The sequence below is a fragment of the Pseudotamlana agarivorans genome (assembly GCF_001642835.1).
Taxonomy (GTDB): Bacteria; Bacteroidota; Bacteroidia; order Flavobacteriales; family Flavobacteriaceae; genus Pseudotamlana; species Pseudotamlana agarivorans.
In genome coordinates this window covers 18,459-31,178 of record NZ_LXEI01000012.1, presented here as the reverse complement: position 1 = coordinate 31,178, position 12,720 = coordinate 18,459, and the positions used below count along the sequence as shown (strand labels likewise).

General features: G+C 34.1%; 13 protein-coding genes. 11 read left to right on the top strand and 2 right to left on the bottom strand.

The genetic code is table 11. The features are described 5' to 3' along the window. Positions 1 to 134: 134 nt before the first annotated feature. The 5 genes from A6I66_RS12110 to A6I66_RS12090 all read left to right on the top strand — a co-directional run bounded on the left by A6I66_RS12110 (position 135) and on the right by A6I66_RS12090 (position 4,352). Positions 135 to 542 carry a DUF1573 domain-containing protein gene (locus tag A6I66_RS12110; RefSeq protein ID WP_067149655.1) on the top strand — a complete coding sequence of 136 codons (408 nt, stop codon included), beginning with the start codon at positions 135 to 137 and terminating at the stop codon, positions 540 to 542. A gap of 204 nt (positions 543 to 746) precedes the next feature. Continuing rightward, positions 747 to 1,937, top strand: coding sequence for a pyridoxal phosphate-dependent aminotransferase (locus tag A6I66_RS12105; RefSeq protein WP_067149651.1), 1,191 nt, complete (start codon positions 747 to 749; stop codon positions 1,935 to 1,937). A 5-nt stretch (positions 1,938 to 1,942) separates the two neighbouring features. Then, positions 1,943 to 2,956, top strand: a complete 1,014-nt coding sequence (gene murB, locus A6I66_RS12100) for a UDP-N-acetylmuramate dehydrogenase (RefSeq protein WP_067149650.1) — start codon at positions 1,943 to 1,945, stop codon at positions 2,954 to 2,956. Positions 2,957 to 3,020: 64 nt separating this feature from the next. Further along, a complete protein-coding gene (locus tag A6I66_RS12095) occupies positions 3,021 to 3,551 on the top strand; it encodes an RNA polymerase sigma factor (RefSeq protein ID WP_067149649.1) in 531 nt (176 codons plus the stop codon). A 12-nt stretch (positions 3,552 to 3,563) separates the two neighbouring features. Beyond that, positions 3,564 to 4,352 carry an anti-sigma factor gene (locus A6I66_RS12090; protein ID WP_067149648.1) on the top strand — a complete coding sequence of 263 codons (789 nt, stop codon included), beginning with the start codon at positions 3,564 to 3,566 and terminating at the stop codon, positions 4,350 to 4,352. A 73-nt stretch (positions 4,353 to 4,425) separates the two neighbouring features. On the opposite strand, the gene aqpZ is transcribed toward A6I66_RS12090, so the two are convergent. Then, on the bottom strand, positions 4,426 to 5,112 hold the full coding sequence (aqpZ, locus tag A6I66_RS12085; protein WP_067149646.1) for an aquaporin Z: 687 nt from the start codon (positions 5,110 to 5,112) through the stop codon (positions 4,426 to 4,428). 154 nt (positions 5,113 to 5,266) lie between these two features. Between aqpZ and A6I66_RS12080 the strand changes: the two genes are divergently transcribed. The 6 genes from A6I66_RS12080 (at position 5,267) to A6I66_RS12055 (ending at position 11,586) form a co-directional block, all read left to right on the top strand. Then, positions 5,267 to 5,470 (top strand): membrane or secreted protein, encoded by a 204-nt coding sequence (locus A6I66_RS12080; RefSeq protein WP_067149645.1) that lies wholly within the window; start codon positions 5,267 to 5,269, stop codon positions 5,468 to 5,470. Positions 5,471 to 5,477: 7 nt separating this feature from the next. Next, complete coding sequence (locus A6I66_RS12075) at positions 5,478 to 6,590, top strand: glycosyltransferase (protein WP_067149644.1); 1,113 nt, start codon at positions 5,478 to 5,480, stop codon at positions 6,588 to 6,590. Then, on the top strand, positions 6,581 to 7,126 hold the full coding sequence (locus A6I66_RS12070; protein ID WP_067149637.1) for an RNA polymerase sigma factor: 546 nt from the start codon (positions 6,581 to 6,583) through the stop codon (positions 7,124 to 7,126). The genes A6I66_RS12075 and A6I66_RS12070 overlap by 10 nt, the downstream gene beginning before the upstream one ends. A gap of 295 nt (positions 7,127 to 7,421) precedes the next feature. Beyond that, positions 7,422 to 8,303, top strand: a complete 882-nt coding sequence (lipA, locus tag A6I66_RS12065) for a lipoyl synthase (protein ID WP_067149635.1) — start codon at positions 7,422 to 7,424, stop codon at positions 8,301 to 8,303. A gap of 2 nt (positions 8,304 to 8,305) precedes the next feature. Then, positions 8,306 to 9,316 (top strand): type I glyceraldehyde-3-phosphate dehydrogenase, encoded by a 1,011-nt coding sequence (gene gap, locus A6I66_RS12060; protein WP_067149633.1) that lies wholly within the window; start codon positions 8,306 to 8,308, stop codon positions 9,314 to 9,316. Between the two features lie 32 nt (positions 9,317 to 9,348). After that, the gene (locus A6I66_RS12055; RefSeq protein WP_067149632.1) at positions 9,349 to 11,586 is read left to right on the top strand and encodes an ATP-binding protein; all 2,238 of its coding nucleotides are present in this window, start codon (positions 9,349 to 9,351) and stop codon (positions 11,584 to 11,586) included. Here the strand turns inward: A6I66_RS12055 and lpxK are convergent. Then, a complete protein-coding gene (lpxK, locus tag A6I66_RS12050; RefSeq protein ID WP_067149631.1) occupies positions 11,573 to 12,580 on the bottom strand; it encodes a tetraacyldisaccharide 4'-kinase in 1,008 nt (335 codons plus the stop codon). The two genes, A6I66_RS12055 and lpxK, sit on opposite strands and share 14 nt — an antisense overlap. Between the last annotated feature and the right edge of the window lie 140 nt (positions 12,581 to 12,720).

Sequence of the window (12,720 nt, the reverse complement as noted above, 5' to 3'; positions counted from 1 at the left end):
CCATAAAACAGCATTTCATCTTTTATTTTTGCAGATTATCGGAAAAGTAAGTATGTTTGAAGAACTTCTACCAAGTAAAGACAGAAAGCAAAATCAAAAAAAGGATACAAAACGAAACATTAAAACTTTAAAAAATGAAATCTTTATTTACAATTTTATTTATCGGATTAATAAGTTTGTCAGTTCAGGCTCAAGCTAAAATTAACTTTGAATCAGACACCATAGATTATGGAACCATTGAAAAAGGTTCTGATGGCGTACGTGTTTTCAAGTTCACAAATACAGGTAATGAACCTCTAATCATCTCTAAAGTTTCTTCTAGTTGTGGTTGTACCATTCCTAAAAAACCAAAAGATCCTATTTTACCAGGAAAAACTGGAGAAATTGAAGTAAAATATGACACTAATCGTGTGAATCCAATTAGAAAAACGATTACCGTTATTTCCAACGCGGAGACTCCAACAGTAGCCCTTAAAATAAAAGGCTTAGTTGTTGAAAAATCTAGTGTTATGGAAAAAAAAAGTAAAAGCGTGATGCAATAGAAGCAATTCTATTAAAAACTTTTAAAAGGCTTAAACACATGTTTAAGCCTTTTTCATTTAATCCCTTTGTTTAAAACAAATTAACAAAAGATTAGGCCTTTTCTTAAAAAAGTATTCAATTCCTTAAGCATACACGCTATTTTCGGATAGTTTATTGAAAAACTTCATATTATTTTCTCAACTTTACACTCTAAATTTTTTTAAATGCCAACCATATCTAGAAAAGGCCACCAAATGCCTGCTTCTCCTATTAGAAAACTTGTTCCTTATGCTGAACAAGCTATTAAAAACGGAAAGCATATTTACTACTTAAACATAGGACAACCAGACATAAAAACGCCTGAAGTCGCCCTTAATGCAGTAAAGCAAAATGATATAGATATATTATCGTATTCCAGATCTGAAGGTTCTGAAGAATACCGTGTTAAACTAGCAAATTATTATAAAAACCATGATATTCCAATATCTCATGAAGATATCATTGTAACCACTGGAGCTAGTGAAGCCTTACTTTTTTTGTTTAGTAGTATTATGGATCCTGATGATGAAGTTATCATCTCGGAACCCTTTTACGCAAATTACATAGCCTTTTCAACAGCGAGTGGTGTTAAAGTAGTGCCTGCCATTTGTAATATTGATGATAATTTTGCATTACCATCTGTAGAAACGTTTGAAAAATTAATTTCGCCAAAAACAAAAGCGATCCTAATTTGTAACCCAGGAAACCCTACGGGTTCTTTATACTCAAAGGAGGAAATACAACAACTTGCCAACTTAGCCATTAAACACGATTTATTTTTAGTTGCTGATGAAGTTTACAGGGAGTTTATTTATGATGGAGAAACTCACTACTCCATCATGCAAGTTGAGAATTTGAAGGAACATGCCGTAATGATCGATTCTGTTTCCAAACGCTACAGTATGTGTGGTGCTCGAATTGGCTGCCTAGTTTCAAAAAACAAACTGGTGATGCAAACGGTACTTAAATTTGCGCAGGCAAGATTAAGTCCGCCAACCTATGCACAAATTGCTAGTGAAGCAGCATTAGATACTCCACAGAGCTATTTTGATGAAGTGATACACGAATATGTAGACCGCAGAAATACTTTAATTTCTGAACTACAGAAAATTGAAGGAATAAAAGTGGCGAAACCTAAAGGTGCTTTTTATTGCATTGTTGAATTGCCAATTAAAAATTCTGATCATTTTGCACAATGGTTATTAGAAAAATTCGATATTAATGGTGAAACTATTATGGTTGCTCCTGCAAACGGATTTTACTCAACACCACATGTAGGTTTAAACCAAATTAGAATTGCATACGTACTTAACAAAGACAGCTTGATAAAAGCCGTACATATATTAAAAGAAGCCCTGAAAATCTATAAAGACTAAATCCTGTGCAAATTGAACAAAATACTTCCTTAAAGCCCTACAATACTTTTGGCATTGATGTAAAAGCTAAACAGTTTGTAGTTGTACATTCAATTGAAGACCTTAAAGAGGTGTTATCACTTGAAAATCACCCCAACAAACTCATTTTAGGAGGCGGAAGTAATATGCTTCTTACCCAAGATTTTAACGGACTAGTGATCAAGGTCGAATTAAAGGGTATTGAAGTTCTTTCAGAAGATTCAGACTTTGTAACATTAAAGGTTCAGGCTGGTGAAGTTTGGCACGACTTAGTCCTTTGGACTATTAAAAACGACTATGGCGGATTAGAAAATTTATCTTTGATCCCAGGAAATGTTGGTACAGCACCCATTCAAAATATTGGAGCCTATGGTGTTGAGCTTAAAGACAGCTTTGAGTCTTGCAAAGCCATTTCTGTAGAAACACAAGAGCTACATACCTTCACCAAGGAAGATTGCCATTTTGGATATAGAAATTCTATCTTTAAACAAGAAGCTAAAGGTAAATTTATCATTACAAGCGTTAATTTCAAATTAACAAAACGAAATCACAAACTTCATGTGCATTATGGAGCCATTACTTCAGAGCTCGAAAAAGAAGGTATCAAAACACCGAGCATTCAAGCTATTTCAAAAGCTGTCATTACTATTCGGGAAAGCAAACTCCCCAATCCGAAAATTATAGGAAATTGCGGTAGTTTTTTCAAAAACCCTGTCATCTCTACTGCCCAATACCAATTGCTTTTAAAGAATTTTGAAGACATGCCATCCTATCCTGTTTCAGATGATGAAGTTAAAGTTCCTGCTGGTTGGCTCATTGAAAAAGCTGGTTTTAAAGGCAAAACATTTGGAAATTATGGCATTCACAAAAATCAAGCCTTAGTCCTAGTAAATTACGGAGGTGCTAAAGGAGAAGAAGTCTTAAATCTGTCTAAACTAATTCAAAAAACGGTTAAACGTATTTTTAACATCATTATTGAGGCCGAAGTTAATATCCTATAATCAAAAAGAAATTTCTAACTTTGTTCGCTTGGCTTTGGCAAGTATTACATAATGTCATTATAAATTGATTTCAGCAATAGAAAAAGAAATAATCAGTCTTTTAAAAAAAGAAGACAAAAGGGCCATAAGTTTACTTTATGAAAACTATGCCGATGCCCTATTGGGAGTTATCCGAAAGGTGATTACCGACGATGACATGGCCCAAGATGTACTTCAAGAAACCTTTGTTAAAGTATGGCGCTATGCCAAAAAATACGATGCTACTAAAGCAAAGTTGTTCACTTGGCTTTACAGAATAGCGTATAACACTGCTATTGATAAAGTTAGATCTCTAAAAAATAAAACAAATAATGAAGTCCAGATGGAGACTTCAACCGTATATAAGGTAACATCCAATGAACTAAATCAGGATGTTTTAGATATCAAAAAACATCTAAACACTTTAGATGAAAAGTATCAAATAGTGATTAACGCCCTCTTTTTTGAAGGTATGACGCAGCAAGAAGCTAGCGAAGAATTAGATATTCCGTTAGGAACAATAAAATCAAGATTAAAAATTGGATTGCGTGAATTGAAAAAAATTTACAATCCTTAATACATTTAAGTCATGAATGAGAAAGTACAAGCTTTTTTAAATTCTGGCCTACTAGACAAATATCTATTAGGGGATACTTCTTCTGAAGAAACGAAACAAGTAGAATCCTATATTTCAAGATATCCAGAAGTACAGAATGCCTACAACACCTTGCAGTTTAATCTTGAGGTTGTTGCAAAAAGTCAGGCTATTGAAGCGCCTAAGCACATCTTAGATTCTATTTTAGATGAATTAGACGAGAAGCCTGTTATTGAATTAAAGCCTCAGAAAAAATACAAGAAATGGTACAAATTTAGTGTTGCAGCTAGTATTGCAGCGTTAATTTTTGCTGGAACATCGTTTATCTTTTACAATCAAAATCAAAAGCTTTCACAAGAGAACCAAGTGGTTGTTGAAGAAATTTTTGATTTACGTAGTGATATTGATAAGCACAATGAGATGCTTGACAGTATGATGAGACAGCTTTTAAAGCTCAATAATCCAGAAACAGAAAAGTACATTATTTCAGGAAATGAGCGTGCTAAAGATTTAAAAACGGTAGCATACATTAATGCTAAAGAAAAAACATCCATGATTGATGTGGTTTCTCTACCACAGTTACCGGAAGAACAATGTTACCAAATTTGGGCAGAATTACAAGGTAAAATGGTAAATCTAGGTATTTTAGATAAAGCTGACAGAAAATTAAGAAACATCCCTTACATGGAAGATGTTCAAGGTTTAAGTATTACTATTGAACCTAAAGGAGGCAACAATGTAGCCTCTAAAGAAAACTCAGTTGCAGAAATTAGTTTACATTAATCCATTGATAACTCTCAAAAAAAGCCTCGCTCTATACAGAACGAGGCTTTTTCATTATAGAAATATCACAATTTTATTCTTTATCAAATAAAGCTTTATGCACAAAGCCTGCCACAAGCGCTCCCGCTATTGGCGCCAACCAAAACAACCATAATTGTGTGATATACGCACCGCCTGCAAATAAAGCCTGACTTGTAGACCTCGCAGGGTTAACAGACGTATTTGTTATAGGGATACTTATTAAATGTATTAAAGTGAGTCCTAAACCAATAGCTATTGGCGCAAAACCTTTAGGCGCTCGTTCATTTGTACTTCCTAAAATAATAAGAAGGAAAAACATGGTTAAAAGAAATTCAGCTATAAATCCAGACATCATAGAATACCCTCCAGGCGACAGATTCCCATAGCCATTTGAAGCAAAACCTCCAATAGTTTCAAAATCAGATTTCCCTGTAACAATAACATACAAAGCTCCTGCTGCCGCAATACCTCCTAGTAATTGCGCTATAATATAGCCAAACAAGTCTTTTGTTTCAAATTTCCCTCCAGCCCATAAGCCAAAGGATACGGCTGGATTAAAATGTCCACCAGAAATATGCCCTACAGCGTAAGCCATTGTTAAAACTGTTAATCCGAAGGCTAGGGCTACGCCTGCAAACCCAATACCAAGCTCGGGAAATCCAGCTGCAAACACAGCACTACCACAGCCTCCAAAAACAAGCCAAAATGTTCCAAAAAACTCTGCAAATAATTTTTTCATAATAATGTTTTATTCGATTAGTGTTTTAAATGTACAAATAATTAATAAACAAATACTTACTTTTTTAATAGTGTCTTAACATTTTTTTGGAGACTATCTTTCAATAATCATGATCTAAAAATCGTATCTTTGCACAAACAATTACAAGATTAAAATGAAACTTTTATTAATTACTATTGTTCTGTTAGGATTAGGAGTTGCAGGTATTGCGATTAAAATTTGGGCCAAAAAAGATGGCAAATTTGCTGGTACTTGTGCAAGTCAAAACCCTATGCTTAATAAAGAAGGTGAGTCTTGTGGTTTTTGTGGAAAAACACCAGATCAGTTTGCCGATTGTAATGAAACTTCACATTCGTAACTAGTCTATGCCCCTACTTGTTGTACTGCTCTACATTTTTTTAGTGGTAGTAGCTATTCAAGCCATATTTTTCTTAGGCGTTTACACAAAATTTGTGTTTTCAAAAGAAGAACAGAATGATAATTCAAGCCTTCCTGTTTCGGTTATTATTTGTGCCAAAAACGAGGCTGAAAACTTAAAAACATTTTTACCTTCAATTTGTGAACAAGATTATCCAAACTTTGAGATTGTTCTTATAAACGACGATTCAACGGATGATACTTTAGACGTTATCGAAGCATTAGCAAGTCAATACAGCAACATTAAAATAGTTAACGTAAAGAGCATTGAAGCATTCTGGGGCAATAAAAAATATGCTTTAACTCTAGGTATTAAAGCCGCAAAAAACGAATGCTTATTATTTTCTGATGCTGACTGCAAGCCTGTTTCTACGCATTGGATTTCAGAAATGAGCAACCATTTTTCAAAAGAAAAAAGTATTGTACTAGGTTATGGTGGCTATTTGAAAATTAAGAATTCATTTTTAAACAAACTTATCCGCTACGAAACCCTTATCACTGCAGTAAATTATTTTTCGTTTGCATTATCTGGGATTCCATACATGGGAGTTGGTAGAAACTTAGCTTATACCAAAGAGGAGTTCTTTAATGCTAACGGATTTATTAATCACATTAAGGTACGCTCTGGCGATGATGATTTATTTGTTAACCAAGTCGCTACTCCAAAAAATACAGCCTGTGCTTTTTCAGAAAATAGCTTTACGCTTTCAGTTCCAAAAAAAAGCTATAAAGCCTGGTATCTTCAAAAACGTCGTCATGTTTCGACTGCACAGCATTACAAGTCTTCACATAAGGTTCTTCTAGCCTTATTATACATATCAAATTTTCTGTTTTGGGTTTTAGCACTTGTTTTATTTATCGCCCAAATAAAGTGGCAAATTATTCTAGGAGCCTTTGCATTTCGATTAAGTTTACAGTATTTGATATTAGGTCTGGCTTCAAAAAAGCTAAAAGAGACCGATTTAATTCTTTTATTTCCTTTATTAGAATTTTTCCTAGTCATTACACAATTAACTATCTTTATAAATAATATCATTTCAAAACCCAAGCATTGGAAATAGATCTCATTATCAAAAGTGCCAAACAAAAGGACCAAAAAGCCTTTAATCATTTGTTAGATATGTTTTGGGATGATGTTTACGGGTTTCAACTTAAGCGTACACAGAATGAAAATGACGCTGAAGATATTACCATTCAAACTTTCTCTAGAGCCTTTGACCGCATTGAAACGTTTAATGAAGCTTATACATTTAAAACTTGGCTCATTACCATTTCCAAAAACATCCATATTGATTTACTTCGAAAAGAAAAGAATTCTATTTCGCAAGTGGGATTGAAATACAACCGCGAAGTTTTTGATATTCTAGACGAATCGCCATCTCCAGAAGACAAACTCATCACCGAGCAACATTTGGCCAAATTATTAAGGGATATTAAAAAGCTGAAACCGCATTATCAAGAAATTATAAACTTGCGTTATTTTCAAGAATTGAGTTACAAAGAAATTTCGGATGAACTTAATGATCCTATCAATAACGTTAAAGTAAAATTACTGCGAGCCAAAAAACTTCTAGCCGAAATCATTCTTAAAAAATAAAGCCTTTTAAGTTTAAAAACCTAGGACCGGGACTATTATTTACTAAAACTCCTGCTTGCTTCTTTATAAAATACATCTAACGTTCCTTTATAACGGCATCTTTTCCCCCTTCATAAATCATACATTAATTTGTAATAAGTATACTCCAAAAATTAGGTTATACTTCAATAAAACTTCAGGTTCTTAGTTCGATTGGCGTATTATTTCTAATCTTTTTTAGTGTTTGGTATCTCGCTACCATATAAGCGTATTTTTATAGAATACTTTGTATCTTTGCATTCTATTTTTTCAGATTATGAATAACGAAATCACCTCGAATATATTACCAGCAGAACGTACACCAAAACCAAAATGGCTTCGTGTTAAACTTCCAACAGGAAAAAAATACACTGAATTAAGAGGCTTAGTGGACAAGTATAAATTAAATACGATTTGTACCTCTGGAAGCTGTCCAAATATGGGAGAATGCTGGGGTGAAGGTACTGCAACCTTTATGATTTTAGGTAACGTTTGTACCCGTTCTTGCGGATTTTGTGGTGTAAAAACAGGACGACCAGAAACGGTAGACTGGGATGAGCCTGAAAAAGTAGGACGTTCTATTAAAATCATGAACATCAAACACGCCGTTTTAACCAGCGTAGATCGTGATGATTTAAAAGACATGGGTAGCATCATGTGGTCTGAAACAGTAAAAGCTGTACGACGCATGAACCCAGAAACCACCTTAGAGACTCTAATTCCTGATTTTCAAGGTATAGAAAAACACATTGACCGTATTATAGACGTCGCGCCAGAAGTGGTGTCTCACAACATTGAAACCGTGCGTCGTTTAACTCGTGATGTACGTATTCAAGCACAGTACGATCGTAGTATGGGTGTTTTAAAATACTTAAAACAACAAGGTCAGCGTAGAACAAAATCAGGCATTATGCTTGGCTTGGGGGAAACTCGAGAAGAAGTGATCCAGACCCTTCACGATTTAAAAGAGCAAGATGTTGATGTGGTAACTATTGGTCAATACCTACAACCTTCAAAAAAACACCTTCCTGTTAAAAAATTCATCAACCCAGATGAATTTAAAGAGTTTGAAGAAATTGGTTTAGAATTAGGATTCCGACATGTTGAAAGTAGTGCTTTGGTGAGATCTTCTTACAAAGCACAAAAACACATTAACTAATCATGATACGGGTTGCTATCAATGGTTTTGGTAGAATTGGAAGACGTGTTTTTCGACTCCTTCAAGAGCAAGAAAACATTAAAGTTGTTGCAATAAACGACTTATCAGATTCAAAAACTTTAGCACATTTATTAAAATACGATAGCGTACATGGTATTTTAAAAGGTGAATTTGCTTCAGACGAAGCTCACATTATTTATAACGATAAAAAAATACCTTTAACAAGTGCCGCTCACCCAAAAGATATCAATTGGCAACCCTTTGCCATCGATTTTGTTATTGAATCCACAGGGAAGTTCAAAACCAAATCAGAATTAAACGAACATATAAAAAATGGTGCAAAACGTGTTATATTAAGTGTTCCGCCTATAGATGACGACATAAAAACCATTGTATTAGGCGTAAACACCGATGAACTTGATGGCAGTGAAACCATCATTTCAAATGCCTCATGTACGACCAATAACGCGGCGCCCATGATTGATATCATCAACAAACTTTGTGGTATCGATCAGGCCTATATAACCACGGTTCACTCCTACACTACCGATCAAAGTTTACATGATGTTCCACACCGTGATTTACGTAGGTCGCGAGCGGCAGCACAATCTATTGTGCCTACCACAACTGGGGCAGCTAAAGCACTTACTAAAATATTTCCTGAAATTTCAAATGTTATTGGGGGCTGTGGTATTCGTGTTCCTGTTATTAATGGCTCGTTAACAGATATTACTTTTAATGTAAAAAAAACAGTTTCTCCAGAAGACATTAATCGTGCTTTTAAAGAAGCTTCACAAAATCAATATAAAAACATTTTAGAATACACCGAAGATTCCATTGTTTCTATAGATGTTGTTGGCAATACCCATTCGTGTGTTTTTGATGCTCAAATGACTTCTGTAATAGGAAATATGGTTAAAATAATTGGTTGGTATGACAATGAAACTGGCTATTCTAAACGAATAATTGATTTAATTTGTTATTTGTCGGAAAAAGAAACTCCTACTCGGTAAAAAGTTTATATTTGTTTTGAATACCAACCGTCATGACAAAATTTAAGACCTACCTTTACATCATCGTATTGCTCTTGAACGCGAGAGTCTCGGCGCAAATACCTATTGAACAAGACCCTGAAATTGTTCAAAATAACATCAATTACCGCATTAGTCAGTCTCAAACCGAACTAGAAAACTACCACTATTACAACGCCCAAAAAAACCTTGACGAAGCCCTAGAACTTGCAGAAAAAGTAGGCAATAAAAAAAGTGTAGGTGTCATATATGCACTAAAAGGCCGGTTACAACTTATCATACAACAAGAAGACAAAGCCTTAAAATCCTTAAACAAAGCAATTGAAATCCAACGCATTATTAACGATAATAAAAACTTGGGTACATCGTATAAAATTTACGGTGATGTATATTTTTCCAAACAAGATTATTACGCAGCTTTAGATTCTTATACCGCAGCAAAATCTAAATTCCAAGAAGAAAATTTATATCGAGAACTTGCCGAAACCCTCTTACACGAAGGTAAAGTATATTTTCAATTAAGAAATTACAAAAAATCTCGAGACGTTACAGAACAAGCCTTAGCGATTTCTAAAAACTACGATTTTTATAAAACTCAAAGTGAAGCTTTAAACAACCATGCGATTATTTATAGCAAGCTTGGCAACACAGAAAAAGCCATTGTTTCGGCTTTAGAAGGTTTAAATATTGCGAACAATCATAAATATATGGATGTTACCAACGATAGCTACCTAATAATTAGTGACTTATACAACAGTATTGGCAATTATAAGCTTTCTAGAAAATACTTGAAAGACCACCTAAAACTCTCGGATTCCATTCGTAGTTTAAGCAGAACCTACTCTTCGAATAGTCAAGAAACACAATACCTTCTGAATGAGGAAATTGAAAAAAATAACGAGATTGTTGAAAAGTTAGAAAAAGCCGAAGAAGACAAAAACTTAGGAACACTGATTTCTATTTTGAGTGTGGCATTAATTACCATCCTTTCCCTTTTAACCTTATCTCTATATAAAAACAACAACATTAGGTTAAAAACCAACACGATGCTCCATAAAAAAAATGGAGAATTAATAATAGCTAAAGAAAAAGCGGAACTAGCTTCAAAAACTAAAGCAAATTTCCTTTCTACAGTAACCCACGAACTCCGAACACCATTATATGCTGTAACGGGACTTAGCAACATGTTGCTCGAGGAAGACCCCAAGCCAGAACAAATACCTCATTTAAAATCCTTAAAGTTTTCGGGAGATTATTTACTCACCTTTATAAACGACATCCTTCAAATTAACAAAATTGAAGCCAATAAGGTCGATATTGAGCCCGAACCATTCAATTTAAAAAAGAAAATTACCAATATTATTTTGGCTTTAAATAATTCAGCTGAAGACAACGATATTAAAATTCATTTTGAATACCCAACCGATCTCGCTGAAAATTTCATTGCCGATCAGCTAAAAATTTCACAAATTCTAATTAACCTTATCGGTAACTCTATAAAATTTACGAAAGGTGGTGACATTTGGATTCGTGTAAATAAAATAGCCCAAAATGATAAAATATACACCTTACGCTTTGAAATCGAAGATAACGGTATAGGTATCAGTCAGGAAAAACAAGATCATATGTTTGAAAGTTTTTCTCAAGGTTCCATTCAAATCAACAGAAAATATGGTGGTACCGGTTTAGGACTTTCTATAGTTAAAGGTTTAATAGATATTTTAAAAGGTAAAATTTACGTAAAAAGTGAGCTGAATAAGGGCACCACTTTCTTTTTTGAAATACCTTTAGAACACACAACGGTTGAAGAAGCTTTAGAAGGCAAATCAAACTACCCTGAAATAGATAAATCGCAACTAGACCTCTCTACGGTTAAGATACTTGTGGTAGAAGACAATAAAATTAATCAAATGATTACAAGAAAAATCCTTTCTAAAATGGAATTATCTTGTGATGTTATCGATAATGGTGAAGAAGCTGTTGAAATGATACGTCAGAATGACTATAATATCATCCTTATGGATATTCATATGCCTGGCATAAGTGGTATTGAAGCGACCAAGCGTATTCGAGAATTTGATAAAGACTTAACCATTTTTGCCCTTACTGCCGTGACGATAGAAGATAAAATGCAAGAATTTGAAGACGCTGGATTTACCGATATTATCCCGAAACCATTTAAGCAAGATGAGTTTGAGAAAAAACTATATAATGCTTTAGCTTCAAAAAAAAAGACGTCTAATAACGCTTAATAAATTCGTTAATTATGGCATCAAATTTCTCATCGTTATCTATCTTAACCTGAATAGGCAGATAATACAGTTTATCCTTTAAAACATCATACTGCTTTAATCGCATAAAATCCTTTTCAGTAGTTACAATGTGTTGCTTTTCGCGAAGTCGCTCAATTTCTTGAGCTGTAAAATCGTGATGATCACTAAAATTTAAATGTTCAAAGTTTACACCTTGTTTATTTAAGAATTGAACTAAAGGCGTTGCGTTTGCTATACCTGTAACCAGAGTAAAGGTTTTTAAATCATCAAGAGTTATGGTATTCGTTTGAGAATATAAAGTTTCAGAATAGGCAATGGTACTAAAAAAAACGTGCTGATGTTTTTCAGGATTAATTCGTTTTATAAACGTTTCCTTTTGGGTCGCATTTAAATCCGAAGGACATTTAGTTACTACAATAATATTGGCACGATTTGCTCCTGATCTCGGCTCTCTTAAGTCGCCCGTTGGTAAAACGATATCGTTAAAATAAGGATTAGAAAAAGTGGTTAAAAGCACATTAAACCCTGCTTTCACTTCTCTGTGCTGATAGGCATCATCCAACAAAACAATGTCTGGTTTAGATGGCAATTCTTGCAGTTTAGAAATACCATGTTGCCGGTTAGAATCTACAGCAACCTGAATGTCTGCTTTAAATTTATTGTAAAACTGAAACGGCTCATCACCTATGGCTTCAGCCGAAGCATGGGCATCGGCCAACACGAAACCTTCTGTTTTACGTTTATAACCACGGCTTAAGGTAGCCACCTTATAATCGCTTTTCAAAAACCTTACCAAGTACTCAATCATGGGGGTTTTTCCGGTGCCGCCAGCACTTAAATTCCCAACACATATCACAGGAAAATTATAAAATTTAGACTTTTTAATCTCCAAATCGTATAATTTATTCCGCAGCCATGTCACCATAAAATAAATGGGAACCACAGGAAGCAATAGGTATCTTAAAATTTTCATGACAACGAAAATATAATATTTATATTTGTTATACCATTTTCACTGTAAAATGACTTTAATAAAAAGCAGGTATTTTTTGTTTAGACTAAAAAGAAAACGCAAGCATAGCCATAACTACGGTTAAGTTTTATTTTGAAGTA

Coding starts and splice junctions, on each gene's coding strand:
- A6I66_RS12110 (WP_067149655.1), top strand. CDS start 135: ATGAAATCTTTATTTACAATTTTATTTATCGGATTAATAAGTTTGTCA.
- gap (WP_067149633.1), top strand. CDS start 8,306: ATGATACGGGTTGCTATCAATGGTTTTGGTAGAATTGGAAGACGTGTT.
- lipA (WP_067149635.1), top strand. CDS start 7,422: ATGAATAACGAAATCACCTCGAATATATTACCAGCAGAACGTACACCA.
- A6I66_RS12075 (WP_067149644.1), top strand. CDS start 5,478: ATGCCCCTACTTGTTGTACTGCTCTACATTTTTTTAGTGGTAGTAGCT.
- A6I66_RS12090 (WP_067149648.1), top strand. CDS start 3,564: ATGAATGAGAAAGTACAAGCTTTTTTAAATTCTGGCCTACTAGACAAA.
- lpxK (WP_067149631.1), bottom strand. CDS start 12,580: ATGAAAATTTTAAGATACCTATTGCTTCCTGTGGTTCCCATTTATTTT.
- aqpZ (WP_067149646.1), bottom strand. CDS start 5,112: ATGAAAAAATTATTTGCAGAGTTTTTTGGAACATTTTGGCTTGTTTTT.
- A6I66_RS12080 (WP_067149645.1), top strand. CDS start 5,267: ATGAAACTTTTATTAATTACTATTGTTCTGTTAGGATTAGGAGTTGCA.
- A6I66_RS12055 (WP_067149632.1), top strand. CDS start 9,349: ATGACAAAATTTAAGACCTACCTTTACATCATCGTATTGCTCTTGAAC.
- A6I66_RS12105 (WP_067149651.1), top strand. CDS start 747: ATGCCAACCATATCTAGAAAAGGCCACCAAATGCCTGCTTCTCCTATT.